Raw genomic sequence first — 20,399 nt, 5'->3', positions numbered from 1 at the left:
TCAGGGGTGTCTAGCTATTGTAAGGAGGTGAGGAGTGCTTTGATCCAATCCAAGCGGCAACTTCTTGGCTAGCCTTATAAATTTATTAATGCTCTTATTCTTATAGTCCTTAAAATTCAAAGCTTTTACTAAAACAGGTTCAAATCCTGCATTACTAATTAAAGTACTCATTTTTTGCTCAGTATAGCTTTGCAAATGCTGCATTCTATGAAAATGATGATCACATTCCGGACAAACAACATGGTTTGCTCTTAAGTCTTCAGCAAAAGGTACAGTTGCAATCAAATAACCATTTTTTTTAATGACACGCTTCAACTCTTTCAGAACAACTTGTAAATAGTCATTTCCAAGATGTTCCATAACCTCTATCAAAAAAATTCCATCGAAACAATCATCATCTGTTGGAATGCTATCCAAGCTTCCAACTTTTGAATCTACGCTTGGATACCTTTCTTGCAATTTTGTGATAGAATCAGGAGATGAATCCATAGCGATGAAATCTATTCCTGCATTCAATAGATGCTCTGTAAAAAAGCCAGGACCACACCCCATATCCAGAAATTTTCCCTTCAGGGGGACGCTCTTCCTTGCTTTATTAATTATCCCGTCACCCATCATCTTACTAAAGTAGTGGTCTTTGGATGAAGTATTCGACCCTATAAAATCCCAAAATTTTGATATTTTCTCAGCACTCCATTCTACTTCTTTAAAACTATTTTCCATTATTTTCTATTTATTTTCTTCAATTCCATTAGGTCAGAATTTTTCAGTAAAAAATTCATGCAAAAATATACCAATATCCCAACTAAACTGAACACCAATACATGTAGGAACGAGCTTGTGAATGTAATAATCTTATTCAGCATATGGAGCATCAACCACATAACAGCAGTGCTTAGTACAACTTTTACGTTGTTAGTTAGCAAATATTTTACATTGAGCTTAATGAAATGCTTTTTAACATACAGCAGAGTTGTAGCTGAAATCAAGGTGTTGCTAATCAATAATCCAGTAACCAATCCTGTTAGACCCAGTTTAAATTCTACGGCAAGAATATACATAAGAAACGAGCTGGTTAAGAACCCAACCAAAGCCAGAATAAAGTTTAGCTTTAAAGACTTATTGATATGTAAAATTCTAATGGCAACTGAATGAACATAATTTGGCACAATTGTAATTGCTAGAATTCCAAAAGCTAGTGCCGCATCCTTGATTGTCTGTTCAGAAAAGGTGTTATCAGAATAAATCAATACCACAAAATTCTCCCGTAAGAAGAACAAACCAGTAGTAATAGGGACTGTTAACATTGTAATAATTGACAAAGTATTGTTGAAAGTCTTAATCACTTCATCATTTTTTTGTTCAGTTTTTAACTTCATCCAGTGTGAAGTCAGAACTGTTGTAAAAGTACTGCCTATTAATAGGCTTGGAATAGCAATCGCTTTTTCTGAAACGGAGTATATGGTAACATCTCCTTCGCCTAGAATGGCTGAAAGCATTTTTGCAACAAAGGGCGTGAATCTTGCAAGAACAAATGCTGCAACACCATAGGCGACAAGGTTAAAAGTCTGCTTAATCGACTCGTGAACTCTTAATTTGAATATAAATCTTGGTTTTACCGTTTTATTTACCTTGTAAATTGTCACTAATAAGGCAATCGAACTCCCAACCAGTTGACCAAATACCAATGCATATATTCCAAGGCTTTTATTTAAGAACAAAATAAAACCTAATACTGTCAAAATCCTGATTGTATTTGCAACCTCGAATAACCCAAACTTTTGTTCTGAAGTATAAATAGTATTGAAATAATTGAAAAAAATATTGATTGGAACTAATATCAACAAAAGCCAATATATGTATTTGAATTCACCTGAAATTGACTCAGAAAAAAGGCTTGATTCAAATACCATAAGTGCAATAGCGACCATTAGCAAAGAAAACAAAACCAGTATAAGTAAAATCTGACCAAGAAATTCCGAGTAGTTTTCGCTATTTTTTAATTCAATTAAAATAGGAAGTAAAACCAATCTCATTGCTCCTCCAATAATGATACTGATGATCAAATCGGAAAAAGAAAGAGCCAAATAGTAAGCATCAGTAACATTTGTTACTCCGTATATACGAACAACAAAAATAATCATCAAAAAGCCTACACCTTGACTAAAAATGCTTAGAATAGAAACCAGAAGTGTATCTTTAAAAATACCTTTTTTTAATGTTGAATTCATTGATTGAAAAAATATAATCTAACCCAAATAAGGTCTATTGATACTAAATAAGTACATCCTTGTAATTCCTTATTAAAAGAAGTAAAACTGAAATGATCGCTCCAAATAAAAAGAAACTAATTCCAGCAAAAATTCTTCGAGGTGAGGATCTTCTAACTGGAACTTGGATTGCGTCAAGGTATACGAATTCCGGTTTAGACTCTTCTATTTTAATCAAAGCTTGAGCATATTGATTTGCCATAGATGAATAGATTTCTAAAGCAAGATTATATTCAGAACGCAGAAAGTCTTCTTGAAGTAAATGACCTTGATCAATTCTATTCTTGTTTTGATCAATAAAACTGGCTAGTTTTTCCATCTTCCTATTGAGATTTATCTCCGCCTCATTCATTCTCTCCATTATAAACTCCGCATTATGTTTTTCTTTATTTATCTTATAATCAATCAATTTTTTTTCTAGTTCTTGAATGGTAATATCCAATATTTGAGTTGCCACAATCCTATCTTGCATCTTTATCTTGATATTAAACACTCCATCTAAAGGACTATAGGAAATTGCTATCCTGTCTTTTAACTCTTCAATCAATGAGTATTCTTGCTGAGAGAGAATAAGATATTCTTCTATGATTTTTTCACTTACACCCTCACCAGAAACATTTGGTCTAGCCAAGGATCTAATTGTTTCTACAAAGCCTAACACAAAATCGAGAGGTGATTTTTTTAAACCTTCTAAATACTTTTTTACTGTTATGCTGTCATTTGAACTTAGTAAATCAATACTAGAGTACAATAAGGTATGGTTTAATTCAGTTGAACTAACAATCTTAGAATATACCTTCACCGATATCCCTTGTGTAGTCTCTAGATTTCCAATATTAATTCCTGCCAATCCTGCCAACCCAGACAAACTACCAATATCCAATCCACTAGAATTACTTTCGGGCAGCAGTAGAACATTACTTTCAAACTCTTTTGGCCAAGCATATGAAAGCAAGATTGCAGCTATTGCGAATACTAGGGATACAATTAATATTTTAACCCAATTTTTAAAAATTACTGAAATTAGCAATCTCAATGAAATAGATATATCCTCCTTTTGCTGATTCACTATCTTAGTCTTTAATTGCTTAGTCTATCAATTATCAATGCCATTGTTGCCAGAGATGAACCTATCCCAAGAATTTCCTGAGGACTTAACTTTCTTCTTGGCTCTCGTTGTGGAACAATAATATCTGCACCTGGCTTAACTTTTGGGAAGTTTCGGAAAAACAGAAAATTTTTCGTACGTCTAGCAGATCCATTTGCATATACAATGTAGGATTTTCCAACTTTCGCCTTTGAAGAAAAACCACCTGATGCGGAAACGTAATTTTTAAATGATATTCCATCTTGAAATCGGACCGTATTAGGATAAAGCACTTCTCCTTGAACTCTCACAGTTTCCAGCTGTTTAGGAACACTAATCAAATCTCCATCTTTTAAAATTAAATCATATTTAGATTTTGGCTGGTCGAGAATCTTATCAAGCTCAATTCCTATAGCTTGCTGTTCGATCAATTCTTCAGACCCAGAGACTGAATCCCTAACCAAAAGTTTTCTAAGTTGTTGTGCTCTAAAAATTCGAGCTTCTAGCTCATCTGTTGACTCCTCAATCTTGAAAGCTTCAGTCAATTCTTTTTCATATTCTAGAAGCTGCTCTTCAACGAGCTTGTAGTTTTCAATGCCATTGGGATTGTCTTTGATGAATTTCTCTTCTAGCTCTTCTCTTCTAGAATTCAAAAGTGCCTGAAATTCCTCTTTTTCAAATAGAGTTCGATAATACTCAGTTCTTCGTATAAGTGATGCGCCCTCTGGATAACCATATTTGGTCAATCCTCCAGCCCTCATTATCAAATCTGAAATTTGGTCTTCATTGGTTTCTAAGGCATAGAATCCCGGAAAATTAACTTCGCCTTCTATTCTAACTATCTTGTGTTGCCTCACAAATGGAGTCGATTTAATCAGGACTAAATCAAAAGCTTGTAACATAAAGCTTGATGCCTCATCATCGATGGTCAAGTCACCATTGATTTGAAAAGTAAAGATTTTCGAAGATTTGGTTAAATCCTCATCTGTAGATAGTCGTCTAGCTACCTCCACGGTCGTAGTACTTGCATCTTCTTTCAAGCCGCCAGAAATACTCACTAAATCTTCCACAGTCATAGAATCTATATAAGGAAATTCTCCAGGATTTCTAACCTGACCATCAATAGTGATAACGCGCTGTTCTGTTAGATCAAAAATTGATGATATTTTAATAATATCATCTGGACTTAAAACAATATCTTGAATTCCGTTAACTATTTCATGCACATCAAAAGAGATATTTTTAAGAGTAAGTGTTTGGGATAAACGTATAATATTACCTCTTTGAAGATACGCATCTTCTCTTAAACCATTTGCTTTTTCAATTAGATTCGATAGCATGAGATTAGGAGTTATTTCATAGTATCCCGGACGATTTACAGCGCCATCTATTTTTACTCTATTGGCGTATGTATCTAAGATTCTTGTCACAAATATTGAATCTCCATCTATCACTTGTTCTGATGTAAATTCTGAGCTTTCAATAGTTGCAACTTCTCTTTCTTTTTCTCCAACTCGGTCAATGGTAATGAATTCTTTGAATGCGTTATTATGAAATCCTCCAGAAAAGTTGAATAAGTAAGCAACAGTCTCGTCATCCTTCAACTCATATATTGCGGGTTGTTTGACATTTCCAGCTAATTTTACCCTATTGAGGTATGGTTTAATAATGATTACATCTTGATCTAAAAGTTGCGGATTTTGATTATCATCTCCTTCAAACAGGTATTTATATACGTCTAGTACCGCAATTTTCTTCCCTTTTCTTACAATTTCAATTTCTCTTAGTGATCCATTTTCTGATGGTCCTCCTGCAAAGTAAAGAGCATTAAATGCAGTAGAAAAAGACGACATCTCATATGTTCCTGGCTGTACAACATTACCTACCACATTAACCTTGATGGACCTTACTTGACCAAGAGACACTTGAATAAAGGTGTTAGGATTTCTTCCTCTTAATCCGGAGTAGATAGATGATAGCTTATTAAAAATACGATTTTTTGATTCTTTAATGCTAATTCCCGTAAGGCTGATTGGCCCGACACTAGTGATCAAAATAGTGCCATCAGGGCTTATGACCTCCTGATACGTGATTTCTGACGCACCATAGACATCAATTATGATTTCATCACCAGCACCCAATACATAGCTCTCTGGGGTAGCCACATTTAGCGAAGGTTCAAAAGTCATATCTGCGGTTTTGAAAATATTCATTCCAAAAATTTCCAACTCATTTGTGTTTATTGAATCTGGATTATTCAGGAACGTAAAAAAAGAATATTCGTCGTTCTGATCTTGATTAGATTCCCTTAGTCTACTTGAAGGTACAGTAATTGCTGACTCGCTATTAGTCACAAACTGTAATTGTTGTATCCTATTTCTTAGTTTAGATAGTTGCGAGCTTGACATTCCTTTTTGCTTTGCTACCAATTCAAGTTGCTCTAGTGTAAGGCCACTTTCCTTTGCTTTGTCGAGGAAACCTTGCACTTGCTCGTCTGTTAATTCATCTATGTTAACAGAGTTCAAATCGCTGGGAGAAAAATCACTGGGGTCTTGCGCTAACCCTTGTACTGCACATACAAGAGATATCAATATCAAACAATACTTTAGAAATTTCATGTAATCGGTGCTTCCAAATTAAGAGGGCAAAGCTATAAAGGATGTATTTAATAAGTTCTGTTTATTGTAGGTTAATGGAGTTATACCATCTTCAAGTACTACTTGACCCCCAGCTTCAGAAACTATAGCATGGGCAGCAGCGGTATCCCACTCCATTGTAGGTGCAAAACGAGGATAAACATCCGCTTCTCCTGATGCCACCAAAAGGAATTTCAATGAGCTCCCCTTTGACACAATATCTGCGTCTTTGAACTTGCCTAAGTACTTTTCAGTTTCTTCATTCATGTGAGATCTAGAAGCGACCACCCTAACCCCTGACTCTTTAAGTTCCTTTTTAGTTGTACTTAATCTACTTACAACATTATTTCTTTCTTTATAAGCACCATTTCGCTCAATTGCCCAGTATAATTCTCCGATCACGGGTGGATATACAACACCCAGTATTGCTTTACCAGCATGTATCAAAGCAATATTGACTGTGAATTCACCATTCTTTTTAATGAATTCTTTTGTTCCATCCAAAGGGTCTATCATCCAAAAATATTCCCATTTTGACCTTTCCAAATAAGGGATATCTCTGCCTTCTTCACTCAGAATAGGGATCTTAGTTTTCTCGAGTATTGAAACAATTTTATTATGTGCTGCTTTATCTGCCTTGGTTAAAGGCGAGTCATCCGATTTTACTTCAACAGAAAAATTTCCAGATTTGTAAATCCTAAGGATTTCTTCTCCAGCCGCAAGTGCAGATTCTTTTGCTACCTCGAGAAGGTTTTGTAAGTCAACCTTCATATTATCATTCCGGCGGCAACCGTTTCATTTGTTCCCTCATCAACAAGAATGATGCTACCAGTATTTCTATTTTTCTTGTAGGAATCTACTAAAAGTGGTCTTGTCGTTCTGATTTGTGCTCTACAGATATCATTTGCAGAGATGTTCTTATCATCTTCATTTCTATGAAGTGAATTGATATCCAACTTATATCGAATGTCTTTGATCATTGCCTTGGCATCTGCAGTTGTATGCCTAATGGTATATTTAGTTCTAGACTGGGGACCTTTATTGTTTAACCAGCAAAGCATCACATCGATATCTTGTTGTGGTTCTGGTTGATTGTTTTGTCGCACAATCATATCTCCTCTGCCAACATCAATATCATCTTCTAATATGATTGTAACCGACATGGGTGCAAAAGCCTCTTCAACCGATCCATCAAAAGTATCAATCGCTTTAATTTTCGAGGTGAACCCAGATGGAAGAACTATTATCTCATCTCCTGGTTTAAACACACCTCCGGCAATTCTGCCAGCATAACCACGATAGTCATGATATTCATCTGTTTGTGGGCGAATCACAGTTTGAACCGGAAATCGACAATCAACGTGGTTGTGATCGCTTCCGATGTGAATATTTTCGAGGGAATACAAAAGTGTTGATCCTTCAAACCATTTCATTTTATTGCTTCGATTCACAACATTATCTCCCTTCAAAGCACTGATGGGAATAAAACGAACATCTTTAACATCTAGTTTAGATGCAAATTTTTCAAAATCTTCTTTTATACTCTCAAATTTTTCTTCACTATAATCCACCAAATCCATCTTGTTTATGCAAACAATTACATGTGGGATTTGGAGCAAGGAAGCAATAATAGAATGCCTGCAAGTCTGTTCCACAACACCGTTTCTTGCATCAATTAAAATTAGTGCAACATTGGCTGTTGAAGCTCCTGTAACCATGTTGCGTGTATATTGAATATGACCTGGTGTATCCGCTATGATGAATTTGCGTTTCGGAGTTGCGAAATACCTGTATGCTACATCAATCGTTATACCTTGTTCTCTCTCATCTTTAAGTCCATCGGTTAATAATGCAAGATCAACTTCCGTTGCACCTCGTCTCTCACTTGTCTCTCGCACCTGCTCCAATTGATCTTCAAAGATTGATTTTGAATCGTAAAGCAAGCGGCCAATCAATGTGCTCTTTCCGTCATCTACGCTCCCTGCTGTAGTGAAACGCAGCAATTCCATATCGAGATAGCTGTTGGCCTTTAGCTGTTGGCCTTTAGCCGTTCGTTGTTGGTTGTTGACGTTAGTTGATTTTTTTGGTTTCAAGGTCATTTTAATTTATTTCTTAGTGCATTTAATTGCTTAGATGTTTTGTCAATCATTTCTGTTAATTCAGTTAATAATCTTTCTTCTGTAAAACCAAGCTTATTTGAAATAATCAATTGAGTTTTCAGCTCAAAAACTGAACCGAGGGCTATTTCAATAAATCTTTTGAATTCTTTCTCTGAACTTATACTACATCCTTCAACAAAATTTGAAGAAATTGAAACAGAAGCCCTTCTAAGTTGAGAAACTATCCCAAATTTTTCCTCCTCAGGAAAGGGCTTTGTCAATTTATATTTCTTGATGGAAATCTCTATTCCACCTTTCCAAATATCGTACTTAGTATAATCTCTCATGAACTATAGGCTAATAGCACAAGCCAATGGCTAACCTAAAAATATCCTTCCTTCTTTCTATCTTCCATTGCAGTCTCAGAACGTTTATCATCTGCTCTATTACCTCGCTCAGTATGTCGAGCAGCAGCAACTTCGTCAACAATTTTTTCCAACGAATCCGCATCCGACTCAATACCTCCAGTGATTGTAATATCTCCTAGTGTACGAAACCGTATTTGCTTGTTGACGACTTCTTCCCCGGCATCAATTTGGATGAAATTCGAGGCTGGCAACCATGTATTATTTCTCCAAATTACATCTCTTTGATGAGCAAAGTAGAGTGAAGGAATCGCTATGTTTTCAGCCATGATATATTGCCAAACATCCATCTCCGTCCAATTGCTCAATGGGAATACACGAAAGTGCTCTCCATAGCTTTGTTTTCCATTAAATATATTCCAAAGTTCAGGTCGCTGATTTTTAGGATCCCACTGTCCAAACTCATCGCGATGAGAAAAGAATCGCTCCTTCGCTCTTGCTTTTTCCTCATCTCTTCTAGCTCCGCCTATGCATGCATCGAATCCATACTCTTCTATTGTATCTAACAAAGTCACTGTTTGGATGGCATTTCTACTGGCATTCTTGCCTTTTTCCTCTACTGCTCTACCTTCATCTATTGATTTCTGGACTGAACCAACAATCAGTTTCGCTCCCAATTCATTTATCAAACTATCTCGAAACTTCATGGTCTCAGGGAAATTATGGCCAGTATCAATGTGTACCAAAGGGAATGGAATCTTGCCTGGGTGAAAAGCCTTTCGGGCTAAATGTGCTACACATATGGAGTCTTTACCTCCTGAAAATAATATAGCAGGTTTCTGAAACTGAGCAGTCACCTCTCTCAATATGTAGATTGACTCAGCTTCTAACTCTTTCAAATGTGTCAGGTTATAATTCTTCATGTATGATGTACATTTTTAAATGGTCACATCGGTCCGCCGAAACGGGAATTTGCAAAAAGTATAATGCCATTTCGATTGACAAGCTTTTCTTTTTGTTCATTTCATAATCTTATTTTCGGTTCTATTTCTTCAATTAATTTCTTTAAACACTCATCTAATGAATGTTCAGCCGTGTTCAGTTTTATGTCTGAATTGGTCGGTTTCTCAAAAGGTGAACTTATCCCAGTAAAATTTTCAATCTCGCCAGCTCTGGCTTTTTTATAAAGGCCTTTTACGTCTCTCTCTTCACATATCTTCAAAGGGCATTCTACGAATACCTCAATAAAATTCTCACTCCCTATTAGTTTTCTTGCCGTCTCTCGGTCTTCATTGAATGGTGAGATGAATGCTGTAAAGACTAACACACCTGCATCCACAAACAATTTTGAAACTTCTGATATTCTTCTAATATTCTCTTTTCTTCCTATATCACCAAAATCCAGATCATTATTGAGTCCACTTCGGATATTATCACCATCGAGAACGTAGGTACTGACATTTTTATTAAAGAAATAAGCTTCTAAGCCACTGGCTAGTGTTGATTTTCCAGATCCAGAGAGGCCAGTAAACCACACTAATTTTGGCCTAAAACCTTTTTGCAGGATTCGATCTTCGAGTCTAATTTGGTGAGAATGGGGGATAATGTTTTCCTTATAATCTGCCATCTACTAAAACTTTCGGAAGAATACTCTTCACATCATAAATGACTGACGTAGATTTTCTAAGTGCTTTCCAGTCCATACTTAAAAATTCAGTATGAGCGACTGCTAGGATAATTGCATTATAATCATTTTTTATCGTGTCCTCAAGCAAAATTCCATATTCTGATTTCACCTGTTTTTTATCCGCTTGAGGATCAAATATTTCAACTTTTATTCCATAAGTTAAAAACTCATCGTAAATATCAATCACACGTGTATTGCGAGTATCAGGACAATTCTCCTTGAATGTAAAACCAAGAATTAAGACTTTGGATTCATTACTCAACTCTCCTTTACTGCCCAACAGCTTTATGACCTTCTGAGCCACGTACTCTCCCATCTGATCATTTATTTTCCTACCGGATAAAATTACCTGAGGGTGATGACCTACTGATTCTGCCTTTTGTGTGAGATAGAAGGGATCTACACCAATACAATGCCCACCAACAAGTCCTGGTCTGAAGGGGAGAAAATTCCACTTAGTTCCAGCCGCTTCGAGCACTTCATTGGTATCTATTTCTAGTTTATCAAAAATGATTGCTAGTTCATTCACAAAAGCGATATTGATATCTCTTTGAGAATTTTCAATGACTTTAGCTGCTTCGGCTACTTTAATTGATGATGCTCTGTAGGTGCCTGCCTTGATAAACGACTTATAAAAAAAATCAACTTTTTCTGAGGAATTTTCATCACTCCCGCTAGTTATTTTAAGAATATTCGTGATACGATGTTCTTTGTCACCCGGATTAATTCGTTCAGGAGAATAGCCACAATAGAAATCTTTATTAAAAAATAGGCCACTACCTTCCTCTAAAATCGGCACACAAACCTCCTCCGTGCACCCTGGAAAAACAGTTGATTCATACACAACTATATCACCATCATTAAGAAAAGAAGCTATCATTTGAGACGCTGAAATCATCGGTCTCAAGTCCGGGTTTTTGTTCTCATCAATCGGTGTAGGAACTGTAACAATGTAAAAATTACATTCAGACAGGTCCTTTCGCTCTTGCGAACATTTCAAGAAAGTGGATTCCTTTAGCTCTTCACTAGTTACTTCCAATGTTCGGTCATTTCCCGACCTTAGCTCTCCAATTCTTCCTAAATCGATATCAAATCCAACTGTTGGGTATAATTTTCCACTCTCCACTGCAAGAGGAAGGCCAACATAACCTAAGCCAATAATACCGACATTGTAATCCATATCTGAATAAATTAGGCTGCAAAAATAGGATAAAACTTACCCTAATACCTTTTTCTGGAAATATTCGAGCGTTGGTGTTAGCCCCTGAGATCTTGTAAACTGTGGTTTCCAATCCAAAATACTCTTGGCAAGACTAATATCCGGTTTACGTTGTTTCGGATCATCCTTGGGTAAGTCTTTGTAAACAATCTTGGACTTACTACCAGTCAATCGAATAATCTCTTCCCCAAACTCATTAATTGTAATTTCTTCGGGGTTTCCAATATTAACTGGTTGAGCATAGTCACTTTTTAACAATCGATAAATTCCTTCAACTAAGTCATCAACATAAGTAAAAGAACGTGTCTGAGAACCATCGCCAAAAGCGGTAAGATTTTCTCCTCTTAAAGCCTGCGAAATAAAGGCTGGCAATACCCTTCCATCATCTAGTCTCATTCGTGGGCCGAATGTGTTAAAAATTCTAACAATCCTGGTTTCTAATCCGTGGAATGTATGATAAGCCATGGTCAATGCTTCTTGAAATCTTTTAGCCTCATCGTATACTCCTCTAGGTCCCACTGGATTTACATTCCCCCAATACTCCTCTGTTTGAGGGTGAACAAGAGGGTCTCCGTATACCTCTGATGTTGAAGCAATCAGCATTCTTGCTCCCTTAACTTTTGCAAGACCCAGGCAATTTAGTGTCCCCAAAGAGCCAACTTTCATTGTTTGAATTGGCATTTTGAGATAATCAATTGGACTCGCTGGAGAAGCAAAATGAAGAACATATTCTAGATCACCTGAAACATGTACATAGTTCGAAACATCGTGATGTTGAAACTCAAAATCCTTATGCCCCATCAAATGCTCAATATTGGCAATATCACCTGTCAGTAGGTTATCCATTGCTACAACATGATATCCTTCTTTAATAAATCGATCACATAGATGCGAACCTAGAAATCCTGCCCCTCCGGTTATTAATATTTTCTTTTTCGACATTAGAAATCAGTTTTTACTTGCTTTAGTAATGGTAAATTTTTATCTCTTTCCGAAAGAATTATTTGATCTTCGGAAAGCCCCCAGCTAATTTTTATGTCAGGGTCATTGAAAATAATTCCTGAATCATGTTCTTTTGAGTAAAGTTCATCAACTTGATACATCAGTTTTGCATAATCTGTAAGCACTAAGAAACCATGTGCCATACCCTTGGGAATGTAGAAATGTTTCTTGTTATGGGCTGAGAGCCTAACTATTGAATAGATTCCAAAATCTGGAGAGTTCTTTCTTAAATCCACTGCCACATCTAATACTTCACCTTCAATACATGAAACTAATTTTGCTTGTGCCCTATCTCCTCGCTGAAAATGTAAACCTCTTAGAACGCCTTTAGAGGATCTTGATTGATTGATTTGCTTCACATCAAAATCTAATCCTGTCGCCTTTTTAAATTTCTCAATATTGAACCCTTCATAAAAATATCCTCTTTCATCCTCAAACACATCTGGTTCAAGTATCCAACAATCCTTTAAATTACTTTTTTCTCCCTTCATTTCTTTAAAACACTTAACAAATAGCTCCCATAGCCACTTTTTTCTAACGGCTTAGCTAATGTCTCCAACTCTTCTGCTGAGATGAAATTCATGTAAAAAGCCACCTCCTCTATGCAACCCACTTTAAGTCCTTGGCGCTCTTCAATTACCTTAACAAAGTTTCCAGCTTGCATGAGAGAGGCGAACGTTCCCGTATCCAACCACGCTGTACCCCTATTGAATACTTGAACATTTAGTTTATCTCTTTGCAAATAGAAGTTATTGATATCTGTGATTTCGAGTTCTCCTCTCGAACTTGGCTTCACATTCCTAGCAATCTCTACAACTTCATTGTCATAGTAATAAAGCCCAGGAACTGCATAGTTAGATTTAGGATTAGTTGGTTTTTCTTCAATAGAGATAGCTTTTTTATTCTCATCGAATTCAATTACTCCATATCTTTCGGGATCATTAACGTGGTAGGCAAAGACAATGCCTCCATTAGGATCGATACAGGTCTGAAGTTTTTTTGGCAAACCAGATGCATAGAAAATATTATCTCCCAAAATTAGGGCAACACAATCAGTTCCTATGAAGTCCTCTCCTATAATAAAGGCCTCTGCCAATCCTTTTGGCTCTTCCTGTACAGTATAAGAGAAGGAGCAGCCCAATTCAGACCCGTCCCCTAGTAAATCTTGGAATATTGGCAAATCTCTTTGTGTACTAATGATCAAAATTTCATTGATTCCCGATAACATTAAAGTAGAAAGGGGATAATAGATCATTGGTTTATCGTAAACCGGCAAGATTTGCTTGCTTACAGCATATGTCAACGGATAAAGACGTGTACCTGAGCCGCCTGCTAAAATTATTCCTTTCACGATCTACCTATTTGTATAATATTCTTCATAGTACTTTTGATAATCACCAGAGGTAACATCATTCAGCCATTTCTCATTTTCAAAATACCAATCTACCGTTTTTTCTAATCCTTCAGCAAACTGCAAAGAAGGTTTCCAACCCAATTCTGAATTGAGCTTGCTAGCATCAATAGCGTAGCGCATATCATGACCTGCTCTATCTTTTACTAACGTGATTAGCTTTCTAGAAGTACCCTGTTCATTACCTAGCTTTTTATCCATAATATCACACAGTAAATGGATCAAATCAATATTCTTCCACTCATTAAATCCTCCTACGTTATAAGTTTCACCATTTCCCCCTTGCTCAAAAATTAATTCAATGGCTCGAGCATGATCTTCAACATATAACCAATCTCGTATATTATATCCTTTTCCATAGATTGGTAAGGGCTTCCTATTTTTAATATTATGAATCATCAATGGGATCAATTTCTCAGGAAATTGATTAGGACCATAATTATTTGAACTGTTAGAAATTACATGTGGCAAGCCATATGTATTTCCATAGGCTCTGACAAAGTGATCTGATGAAGCCTTTGATGCAGAGTAAGGAGATTTTGGGTCGTACGGAGTAGTTTCTGAAAAGAATCCTTCATCTCCTAATGAACCATAGACCTCATCAGTTGAAACATGATAAAACCTATGATTAGCGCTTTGATTCCATGAATTCTTTGCCGCATTTAATAGACTCATTGTCCCAACAACATTGGTCTGAATAAATTCTATTGGATTCGAGATACTTCTGTCGACATGGGACTCAGCTGCCAAATGAATAACACCATAAAAATTATTCCTCGTGAATAGCCCTTTAACAAATTCAAAATCACAGATATCTCCCTTGATAAACTCATAATTTGAACTATCCTCAATGTCTTTTAGATTTTCAAGGTTACCTGCATATGTCAACTTATCTAAGTTAACAATATGGTATTTGTCTGTCTTAATAAACCTTCGCATGACATGTGACCCAATAAATCCTGCTCCTCCAGTAATCAGTATTTTAGCTCTCTTTGGCATCCTCAAACCTGATAGAATTCTCTATACCATTCTACAAAATCGCTGACTCCATCGTCAATATTTGTCTGTGGTCTAAAGTCAGTCAACTCAGCCAGGCTACTAATATCTGCGAATGTTTCTGGAACGTCCCCTATTTGGAGCGGTTGAAAATTAATGATCGCTTTTTTACCCAATTTTTTTTCTATCGCAGAGATGTATTCCATGAGCTCTACTGGATTGTTACTACCAATATTAAATAATTGATATGGCGCAAAACTAAAGGCTGGATTTGGATGCATTGAATCCCAATCATCCCTTTTCTTGGGCGGGTGAGCGATAAGGCGATAAATTCCTTCGATAATGTCTTTGACATAGGTAAAATCTCTTTTCATTTTACCATAATTAAAAACATCTATAGATTCTTGATTAAGAATTGCCTTTGTGAAGAGAAACAAAGCCATATCCGGTCTTCCCCATGGACCATAAACAGTAAAAAAACGCAGACCTGTCACAGGTAAACCAAAACTTGATGCATATGTATGCGCCATTAATTCGTTTGATTTTTTCGTTGCTGCATATAGTGATAAGGGGTGATCTACATTTTGATTCACACTGAAAGGCATGGATGTGTTAGCGCCATAAACAGAGCTTGAAGATGCATAAAGCAAATGATCTATATCAAAGTCTTTGCATGACTCAAGAATATTAAGGAACCCTGTGACATTAGCGCTTGTATATGCATGAGGGTTAGTCAGAGAGTACCTGACACCCGCTTGAGCAGCTAAATTGACAACAATTTTAGGACGATTCTTCTCAAAAATAGATTTGATTGAAGCATAATTTTCCAGCGATTCTTTGTAGAAATGATAGTTTTTCTGTCTCTCTAAGATATTGTTTCTCGCTTCTTTTAATGAAACATCATAATAATCATTGAGAGAATCAATTCCGATAACCTGAAAACCTTCATCGAGAAGCCTTTTCGCTAAATGGAATCCTATAAAACCAGCAGAACCCGTTACTAAAATAGAAGATGAGTTATTCAATTTTTTTGATTTTAATACAATTCTAAAGGTTTTAGAACTTGATAACAAGATAGCTTTTCACTCTTGATGGTACCTTTGTGTGGTGGAACGCATTATATCCCTTATAAAAAAAGATCTAATCGTAGACTGGAGACAACAGAATCCTATATCTGGAATTTTACTATACCTCGCGTCTACCATTTTTGCTGCCTATATGGCTTTTCAAGGATTTGTATCTATGGAGGTGTGGAATGCTTTATTTTGGATTATACTACTCTTCACTTCTATTAACGCTATTTCAAAAAGCTTTATTCAAGAGGAAAGAAGGTCACATTATTATTATTTTTTGTGTAGACCGAATGAGATCATTTTTGCAAAACTGATTTATTCATTTATTTATCTGATTTCAATCAGTATCATCTCACTTGTTATTTATGGCGTATTACTTGGGAATCCAATCATTAATTATCCTCTATTTACTCTCAATTTAGTTCTGGGTTGTCTTGGGTTAAGTTCTGCTTTTACAATGGTCTCGGCAATCGCATTTAGAACTAGCAATAGATCAATTATGATGGCGGTTCTTGGGTTTCCCGTGATAATCCCAGTACTTATTTTATCGATTAGCAACAGTTTCAAAGTCCTTGATGGATACATTCTAATGCAGATTCAGGGTAATATTGCTACACTCTTTTCAGTCGATGTGATTATCATTGCGCTCACGTTTATTTTGTTCCCTTTTATCTGGAAATCCTAATGGGGTATTTGCTAAAAACGAATTGGTGGAAATGGTTATGTGTGGCAATTCTCGTTTACACAGTGATTGCAGGTTTATTGTTTCCTGTTCCGAGACTACCTATTCTAAATGAGACTATCCGTGTCCTTCATTTTCATGTACCGATGTGGTTTGGGATGATTCTCGTATTTACCGCTTCCGTCATTCATGCAGTGAAGTATTTGAAGTCAGGGAGCTACCAGTCAGATATTTTTAGTGAAAAATTAGCAACAGTTGGTTTGTTTTTTGGGATTTTGGGCATTCTGTCTGGAATGCTCTGGGCAAAATTTGCTTGGGGAGAATACTGGAGTAATGATCCAAAGCAGAATGCATCAGCGGTTTCTTTGCTTATATACCTGGCGTACTTTGTCTTAAGGAGTTCGATACAAGATGAACAACAGCGAAACAAAATATCAGCTGTTTATAACATTTTCGCTTTTGCTTTAATGATTCCTTTGCTTTTCATTCTCCCTAGAATGACTGACAGCCTACATCCTGGCAATGGAGGTAACCCTGCGCTTAGTATTTATGATACAGACAGTAATCTCAAAAAAGTATTTTATGTGGCTGTAATTGGATGGACCTTATTGGGCTTCTGGATGGCAACTATTTCATCCCGTATTGGGTTGATTCAATATGAAAATGATAATCAAGATTGAAAAATTAGCATGATGAAGAAATACTTAAAACCTCTAATGACAGGATTTTTCTCGCTTGGTTCACTTGTAAGTTATTCGCAAGTGGAAATGGCTGATAATTTTCGTGGCGAAGGAAAAATTTATATTGTTATAGGTGTTATTCTTATCATTTTGGCGGGTTTCTTTGTTTTGCTTTTTAGGCTCGACAAAAGGACTAAGCAGTTAGAAAAAGAAGTAAGAGAAAAATGAAAACGAAATACATAGGAGCAATTGTTATTATTGGAATAGCCATTGCCATTATCATTTCTATGGCTGGGGACGCCAGCACTTACGTCACCTTTGGTGAAGCCAAAAAGCTCTCTGAAAAGGGATTCAAAAAGAGCATCCATGTTGTTGGAGAATTACCTAAAACAGCCTCAGGTGAAATAGTTGGTATAGAGGAGAGTCCTGATAAGCTTTCTTTCAAGTTCGAAATGATTGATGAGAATGGGGTGCAGCAACAAGTACTACACGCCAATCCAGTTCCTACTGATTTTATACGTTCTGAACAGGTAGTCATTGTCGGTTCTTATCAAGGAGATAAATTTGTTGCAGAAAAAATCCTACTCAAGTGCCCTTCTAAATATCAAGAAGATCCTGAATTTAATAGCTAAACCTTAGGCTGAAAAAAGCCTGTTTTATGATACATTACTTCGAAGGACAGTTAGGTCATACGTTTGTCATCATTGCATTCGTAACAAGTATGCTTTCAGCATATGCTTATTTCAAAGGAAGAAATCAAGATAAAGAATGGACAACATTCGCTTCTAAAATATTCTACGTTCATGTTTTTTCGATTATAGGAATTATAGGGACATTATTTTATCTCATTACCAACCATTACTTTGAATATCACTACGTATTCAGTCATAGCTCTAAGCTGCTACCTATTTATTATCAGATTTCCTGTTTCTGGGAAGGTCAAGAAGGGTCATTTCTACTTTGGATGTTTTGGAACGCAATTCTTGGGGTCATTTTAATCAGAACCAACAATTTCTGGAAAGCACCTGTCATGTTTGTAGTAGCGTTAACGCAGGTATTTCTAGCATCCATGATACTCGGAGTGGTCATTTTTGATATTAAACTAGGTAGTTCGCCATTCATGCTCTTACGTGAAGTAATAGACGCTCCTATTTTCAAAACAAACCCAAATTTCATCCCTGAGGATGGAAATGGATTAAATCCTTTGCTACAAAATTATTGGATGGTCATTCATCCTCCAACACTGTTCTTAGGGTTTGCCACGACCGTTATTCCATTTGCGTATTGCATTGGTGGATTGCTGATAGGCAAAAACAAAGAATGGATAAGACCAGCGCTTCCTTGGGCCCAGTTTTCGGCTATGATTCTTGGAGTAGGTATTCTCATGGGTGCTTATTGGGCATATGAAACATTGAACTTTGGAGGGTATTGGAACTGGGATCCGGTTGAAAATGCCATCTATGTTCCCTGGCTTGTTTTGGTAGCTTCCATACATGTTATGATAGCCTACAAAAAGAGTGGATCTGCGCTGAAAATCTCTATGATCTTAGTAGTTGCCTCCTTCCTACTAGTACTTTATGCTACGTTCTTAACTAGAAGTGGAATTCTAGGTAACTCCTCTGTTCATTCTTTCACAGATTTAGGTCTTTCTGGACAATTACTGATTTATCTTCTAGTTTTCATCGCGTTATCCATTGCATTTATTGTTAAGCGGTGGAAAGACATACCGTCTACTAAAGAAGAAACATCACCCTATTCTCGTGAGTTTTGGATTTTTATGGGTGCTGCAGTGCTTTGCCTGATGGCATTTCAAGTACTTGCTGGCACTTCTATACCTGTCTATAATCAGGTAGCCGAGTTGTTTGGGTTTGAATTAAATATGGCCCCTGCCACAGACACTTACTCTGCCTATTCGTTACCTCAACTGATACTTTCTGTACTGCTGGCAATTCTATCTGGTACTGGTCAGTTTTTTTGGTGGAAAAAGATGGATGGAAAGAAGCTTAAAGAAGAGCTCCGTACTCCTTTTCTAATCTCATTGGTTATCTCAGGTTTGATTATTGTAATCGGAAAAATCACTGAGCCTTATTATGTTATTCTACTCATTGCTTGCATATATTCTATCGTAGCTAATAGTAAAGTTTTTATTGGAATAGCAAAATCGAACATTAAGCTTTCAGGTGGATCCATCACACATATAGGAGTAGCTTTAATGCTAGTGGGAATCTTGTTTTCCAGCGGTTATTCAAAAATTCTTTCCACCAATTATACTTCTATGGTCTGGAGTAGCGAATTTCCTGAAGAAGTAAATAAAGATAACCTCCTGCTTTTCATCAACGAACCTCGACAAATGGATGAGTATTCTATGATTTATAGAGGCATTCGCAAGGATACTCGCGAAGATGGGTTTGTAGATCAGAACGAATTGACCCCTACTATCAACCCCCTCAAGGTGGTCAGAAAGAGTGAGCGTGGAACTGACACACTTACATTAATCAACCCAGAGAATAGCTACTTTGAGGTTGAATATCATACGGAAGAAGGAAAACAGTTCACACTCTTTCCAAGAGTTCAAATAAATACAGCGATGGACATGATTGTTTATTCTCCTGACATCAAAAGGAAGGTCAATGCAGACATGTATACACATGTACGAACTTTTCCTGATCCAGATCAGGAGCCAGACTGGAGCGAACCACAAGAAATAAAAGTGAAGATTGGAGATCAATTTTTCATCAATGATTATGTGGCGACACTAGAACGAATGGAGCCTGTTTCAAATGTCGAAGGAACTCCACTTTCGTCAGGAGATATAGCGGTAAAGGCTGTAATCAACTTACAAGGTGAATATAAAGATTACGATGCAGAGCCTGTCTTTGTCATTCGCAATAAGGAATATGTTGGTAGAATAGATGATCAGGTAAATGATTTAGCTTTCAGAGTGTCTATTCAGAATATCTTACCTCAAGAGAATGCGGTAGTACTGGCCTATCAAACTACCCAAAAGGATTGGATCATCATGGAAGCAGTGAAAAAGCCTTGGATTAATCTTTTATGGATAGGCACCTTCCTGTTAGTGATTGGCTTTATAGTTGCAATTAGAAGAAGGTATTTAGAATTTGTAAGAATGCGAGACAAAGGAGTAGAGGCGTAACTTTCATTTTTTGAATTTTTATCTCCTATTTTTACTCC

General features: G+C 36.5%; 20 protein-coding genes. 5 read left to right on the top strand and 15 right to left on the bottom strand.

The features are described 5' to 3' along the window. The 15 genes from ABJQ32_17840 to ABJQ32_17770 form a co-directional block, all read right to left on the bottom strand. Positions 1–723 carry a class I SAM-dependent methyltransferase gene (locus ABJQ32_17840; protein ID MEP5291522.1) on the bottom strand — a complete coding sequence of 241 codons (723 nt, stop codon included), beginning with the start codon at positions 721–723 and terminating at the stop codon, positions 1–3. Further along, positions 723–2,231 carry a lipid II flippase MurJ gene (locus tag ABJQ32_17835; GenBank protein MEP5291521.1) on the bottom strand — a complete coding sequence of 503 codons (1,509 nt, stop codon included), beginning with the start codon at positions 2,229–2,231 and terminating at the stop codon, positions 723–725. The genes ABJQ32_17840 and ABJQ32_17835 overlap by 1 nt, the downstream gene beginning before the upstream one ends. A 43-nt stretch (positions 2,232–2,274) precedes the next feature. Then, positions 2,275–3,339, bottom strand: a complete 1,065-nt coding sequence (locus tag ABJQ32_17830) for a Wzz/FepE/Etk N-terminal domain-containing protein (GenBank protein MEP5291520.1) — start codon at positions 3,337–3,339, stop codon at positions 2,275–2,277. Between the two features lie 11 nt (positions 3,340–3,350). Then, the gene (locus tag ABJQ32_17825) at positions 3,351–5,975 is read right to left on the bottom strand and encodes an SLBB domain-containing protein (protein MEP5291519.1); all 2,625 of its coding nucleotides are present in this window, start codon (positions 5,973–5,975) and stop codon (positions 3,351–3,353) included. A gap of 18 nt (positions 5,976–5,993) precedes the next feature. Further along, entirely contained in the window at positions 5,994–6,764 is a 771-nt protein-coding gene (gene cysQ, locus ABJQ32_17820; GenBank protein MEP5291518.1) for a 3'(2'),5'-bisphosphate nucleotidase CysQ, read from the bottom strand. Next, the gene (gene cysN, locus ABJQ32_17815; protein ID MEP5291517.1) at positions 6,761–8,092 is read right to left on the bottom strand and encodes a sulfate adenylyltransferase subunit CysN; all 1,332 of its coding nucleotides are present in this window, start codon (positions 8,090–8,092) and stop codon (positions 6,761–6,763) included. Before cysN ends, cysQ begins: the two co-directional genes overlap by 4 nt. After that, the gene (locus tag ABJQ32_17810) at positions 8,089–8,439 is read right to left on the bottom strand and encodes a four helix bundle protein (protein MEP5291516.1); all 351 of its coding nucleotides are present in this window, start codon (positions 8,437–8,439) and stop codon (positions 8,089–8,091) included. The genes cysN and ABJQ32_17810 overlap by 4 nt, the downstream gene beginning before the upstream one ends. 35 nt (positions 8,440–8,474) lie before the next feature. Next, positions 8,475–9,380 carry a sulfate adenylyltransferase subunit CysD gene (gene cysD, locus ABJQ32_17805; GenBank protein ID MEP5291515.1) on the bottom strand — a complete coding sequence of 302 codons (906 nt, stop codon included), beginning with the start codon at positions 9,378–9,380 and terminating at the stop codon, positions 8,475–8,477. Between the two features lie 101 nt (positions 9,381–9,481). Beyond that, positions 9,482–10,084, bottom strand: a complete 603-nt coding sequence (gene cysC, locus ABJQ32_17800; protein ID MEP5291514.1) for an adenylyl-sulfate kinase — start codon at positions 10,082–10,084, stop codon at positions 9,482–9,484. Then, entirely contained in the window at positions 10,071–11,324 is a 1,254-nt protein-coding gene (locus ABJQ32_17795) for a nucleotide sugar dehydrogenase (GenBank protein MEP5291513.1), read from the bottom strand. The genes cysC and ABJQ32_17795 overlap by 14 nt, the downstream gene beginning before the upstream one ends. A gap of 36 nt (positions 11,325–11,360) precedes the next feature. Then, on the bottom strand, positions 11,361–12,305 hold the full coding sequence (locus ABJQ32_17790) for a UDP-glucuronic acid decarboxylase family protein (GenBank protein ID MEP5291512.1): 945 nt from the start codon (positions 12,303–12,305) through the stop codon (positions 11,361–11,363). Further along, a complete protein-coding gene (gene rfbC / locus ABJQ32_17785; protein MEP5291511.1) occupies positions 12,305–12,856 on the bottom strand; it encodes a dTDP-4-dehydrorhamnose 3,5-epimerase in 552 nt (183 codons plus the stop codon). Before rfbC ends, ABJQ32_17790 begins: the two co-directional genes overlap by 1 nt. Beyond that, positions 12,853–13,716 (bottom strand): glucose-1-phosphate thymidylyltransferase RfbA, encoded by an 864-nt coding sequence (gene rfbA, locus ABJQ32_17780; protein ID MEP5291510.1) that lies wholly within the window; start codon positions 13,714–13,716, stop codon positions 12,853–12,855. Before rfbA ends, rfbC begins: the two co-directional genes overlap by 4 nt. A gap of 3 nt (positions 13,717–13,719) precedes the next feature. Next, on the bottom strand, positions 13,720–14,775 hold the full coding sequence (gene rfbB, locus ABJQ32_17775) for a dTDP-glucose 4,6-dehydratase (GenBank protein ID MEP5291509.1): 1,056 nt from the start codon (positions 14,773–14,775) through the stop codon (positions 13,720–13,722). A gap of 2 nt (positions 14,776–14,777) precedes the next feature. Further along, positions 14,778–15,797, bottom strand: coding sequence for an NAD-dependent epimerase (locus ABJQ32_17770; GenBank protein MEP5291508.1), 1,020 nt, complete (start codon positions 15,795–15,797; stop codon positions 14,778–14,780). An 82-nt stretch (positions 15,798–15,879) separates the two neighbouring features. On the opposite strand from ABJQ32_17770, the gene ABJQ32_17765 reads away from it, so the two are divergent. Genes ABJQ32_17765 through ccsA (ABJQ32_17745) form a run of 5 tightly spaced genes read left to right on the top strand, consistent with a single transcriptional unit; the run spans position 15,880 to position 20,361 of the window. Continuing rightward, the gene (locus ABJQ32_17765) at positions 15,880–16,530 is read left to right on the top strand and encodes a heme exporter protein CcmB (GenBank protein ID MEP5291507.1); all 651 of its coding nucleotides are present in this window, start codon (positions 15,880–15,882) and stop codon (positions 16,528–16,530) included. Continuing rightward, positions 16,530–17,207 carry a cytochrome c biogenesis protein CcsA gene (gene ccsA, locus ABJQ32_17760; GenBank protein MEP5291506.1) on the top strand — a complete coding sequence of 226 codons (678 nt, stop codon included), beginning with the start codon at positions 16,530–16,532 and terminating at the stop codon, positions 17,205–17,207. The genes ABJQ32_17765 and ccsA (ABJQ32_17760) overlap by 1 nt, the downstream gene beginning before the upstream one ends. Positions 17,208–17,216: 9 nt before the next feature. Continuing rightward, entirely contained in the window at positions 17,217–17,435 is a 219-nt protein-coding gene (locus ABJQ32_17755; protein MEP5291505.1) for a CcmD family protein, read from the top strand. Beyond that, positions 17,432–17,839 (top strand): cytochrome c maturation protein CcmE, encoded by a 408-nt coding sequence (locus ABJQ32_17750; GenBank protein MEP5291504.1) that lies wholly within the window; start codon positions 17,432–17,434, stop codon positions 17,837–17,839. Before ABJQ32_17755 ends, ABJQ32_17750 begins: the two co-directional genes overlap by 4 nt. Before the next feature lie 26 nt (positions 17,840–17,865). Further along, positions 17,866–20,361, top strand: coding sequence for a cytochrome c biogenesis protein CcsA (gene ccsA / locus ABJQ32_17745; GenBank protein ID MEP5291503.1), 2,496 nt, complete (start codon positions 17,866–17,868; stop codon positions 20,359–20,361). Positions 20,362–20,399 lie beyond the last annotated feature (38 nt).

Origin of the sequence: Marinobacter alexandrii, from assembly GCA_039984955.1 — a bacterium.
In the GTDB taxonomy this organism is placed as follows: domain Bacteria; phylum Bacteroidota; class Bacteroidia; order Cytophagales; family Cyclobacteriaceae; genus Ekhidna.
This window is presented reverse-complemented; position numbering and strand designations above follow the sequence as displayed.

Excerpts from the sequence above, each read along its gene's own strand:
- ABJQ32_17840 (MEP5291522.1), bottom strand. The coding sequence starts at position 723 with ATGGAAAATAGTTTTAAAGAAGTAGAATGGAGTGCTGAGAAAATATCA.
- ABJQ32_17835 (MEP5291521.1), bottom strand. The coding sequence starts at position 2,231 with ATGAATTCAACATTAAAAAAAGGTATTTTTAAAGATACACTTCTGGTT.
- ABJQ32_17825 (MEP5291519.1), bottom strand. The coding sequence starts at position 5,975 with ATGAAATTTCTAAAGTATTGTTTGATATTGATATCTCTTGTATGTGCA.
- cysQ (MEP5291518.1), bottom strand. The coding sequence starts at position 6,764 with ATGAAGGTTGACTTACAAAACCTTCTCGAGGTAGCAAAAGAATCTGCA.
- cysN (MEP5291517.1), bottom strand. The coding sequence starts at position 8,092 with ATGACCTTGAAACCAAAAAAATCAACTAACGTCAACAACCAACAACGA.
- ABJQ32_17810 (MEP5291516.1), bottom strand. The coding sequence starts at position 8,439 with ATGAGAGATTATACTAAGTACGATATTTGGAAAGGTGGAATAGAGATT.
- cysD (MEP5291515.1), bottom strand. The coding sequence starts at position 9,380 with ATGAAGAATTATAACCTGACACATTTGAAAGAGTTAGAAGCTGAGTCA.
- cysC (MEP5291514.1), bottom strand. The coding sequence starts at position 10,084 with ATGGCAGATTATAAGGAAAACATTATCCCCCATTCTCACCAAATTAGA.
- ABJQ32_17795 (MEP5291513.1), bottom strand. The coding sequence starts at position 11,324 with ATGGATTACAATGTCGGTATTATTGGCTTAGGTTATGTTGGCCTTCCT.
- ABJQ32_17790 (MEP5291512.1), bottom strand. The coding sequence starts at position 12,305 with ATGTCGAAAAAGAAAATATTAATAACCGGAGGGGCAGGATTTCTAGGT.
- rfbC (MEP5291511.1), bottom strand. The coding sequence starts at position 12,856 with ATGAAGGGAGAAAAAAGTAATTTAAAGGATTGTTGGATACTTGAACCA.
- rfbB (MEP5291509.1), bottom strand. The coding sequence starts at position 14,775 with ATGCCAAAGAGAGCTAAAATACTGATTACTGGAGGAGCAGGATTTATT.
- ccsA (MEP5291506.1), top strand. The coding sequence starts at position 16,530 with ATGGGGTATTTGCTAAAAACGAATTGGTGGAAATGGTTATGTGTGGCA.
- ABJQ32_17755 (MEP5291505.1), top strand. The coding sequence starts at position 17,217 with ATGATGAAGAAATACTTAAAACCTCTAATGACAGGATTTTTCTCGCTT.
- ABJQ32_17750 (MEP5291504.1), top strand. The coding sequence starts at position 17,432 with ATGAAAACGAAATACATAGGAGCAATTGTTATTATTGGAATAGCCATT.
- ccsA (MEP5291503.1), top strand. The coding sequence starts at position 17,866 with ATGATACATTACTTCGAAGGACAGTTAGGTCATACGTTTGTCATCATT.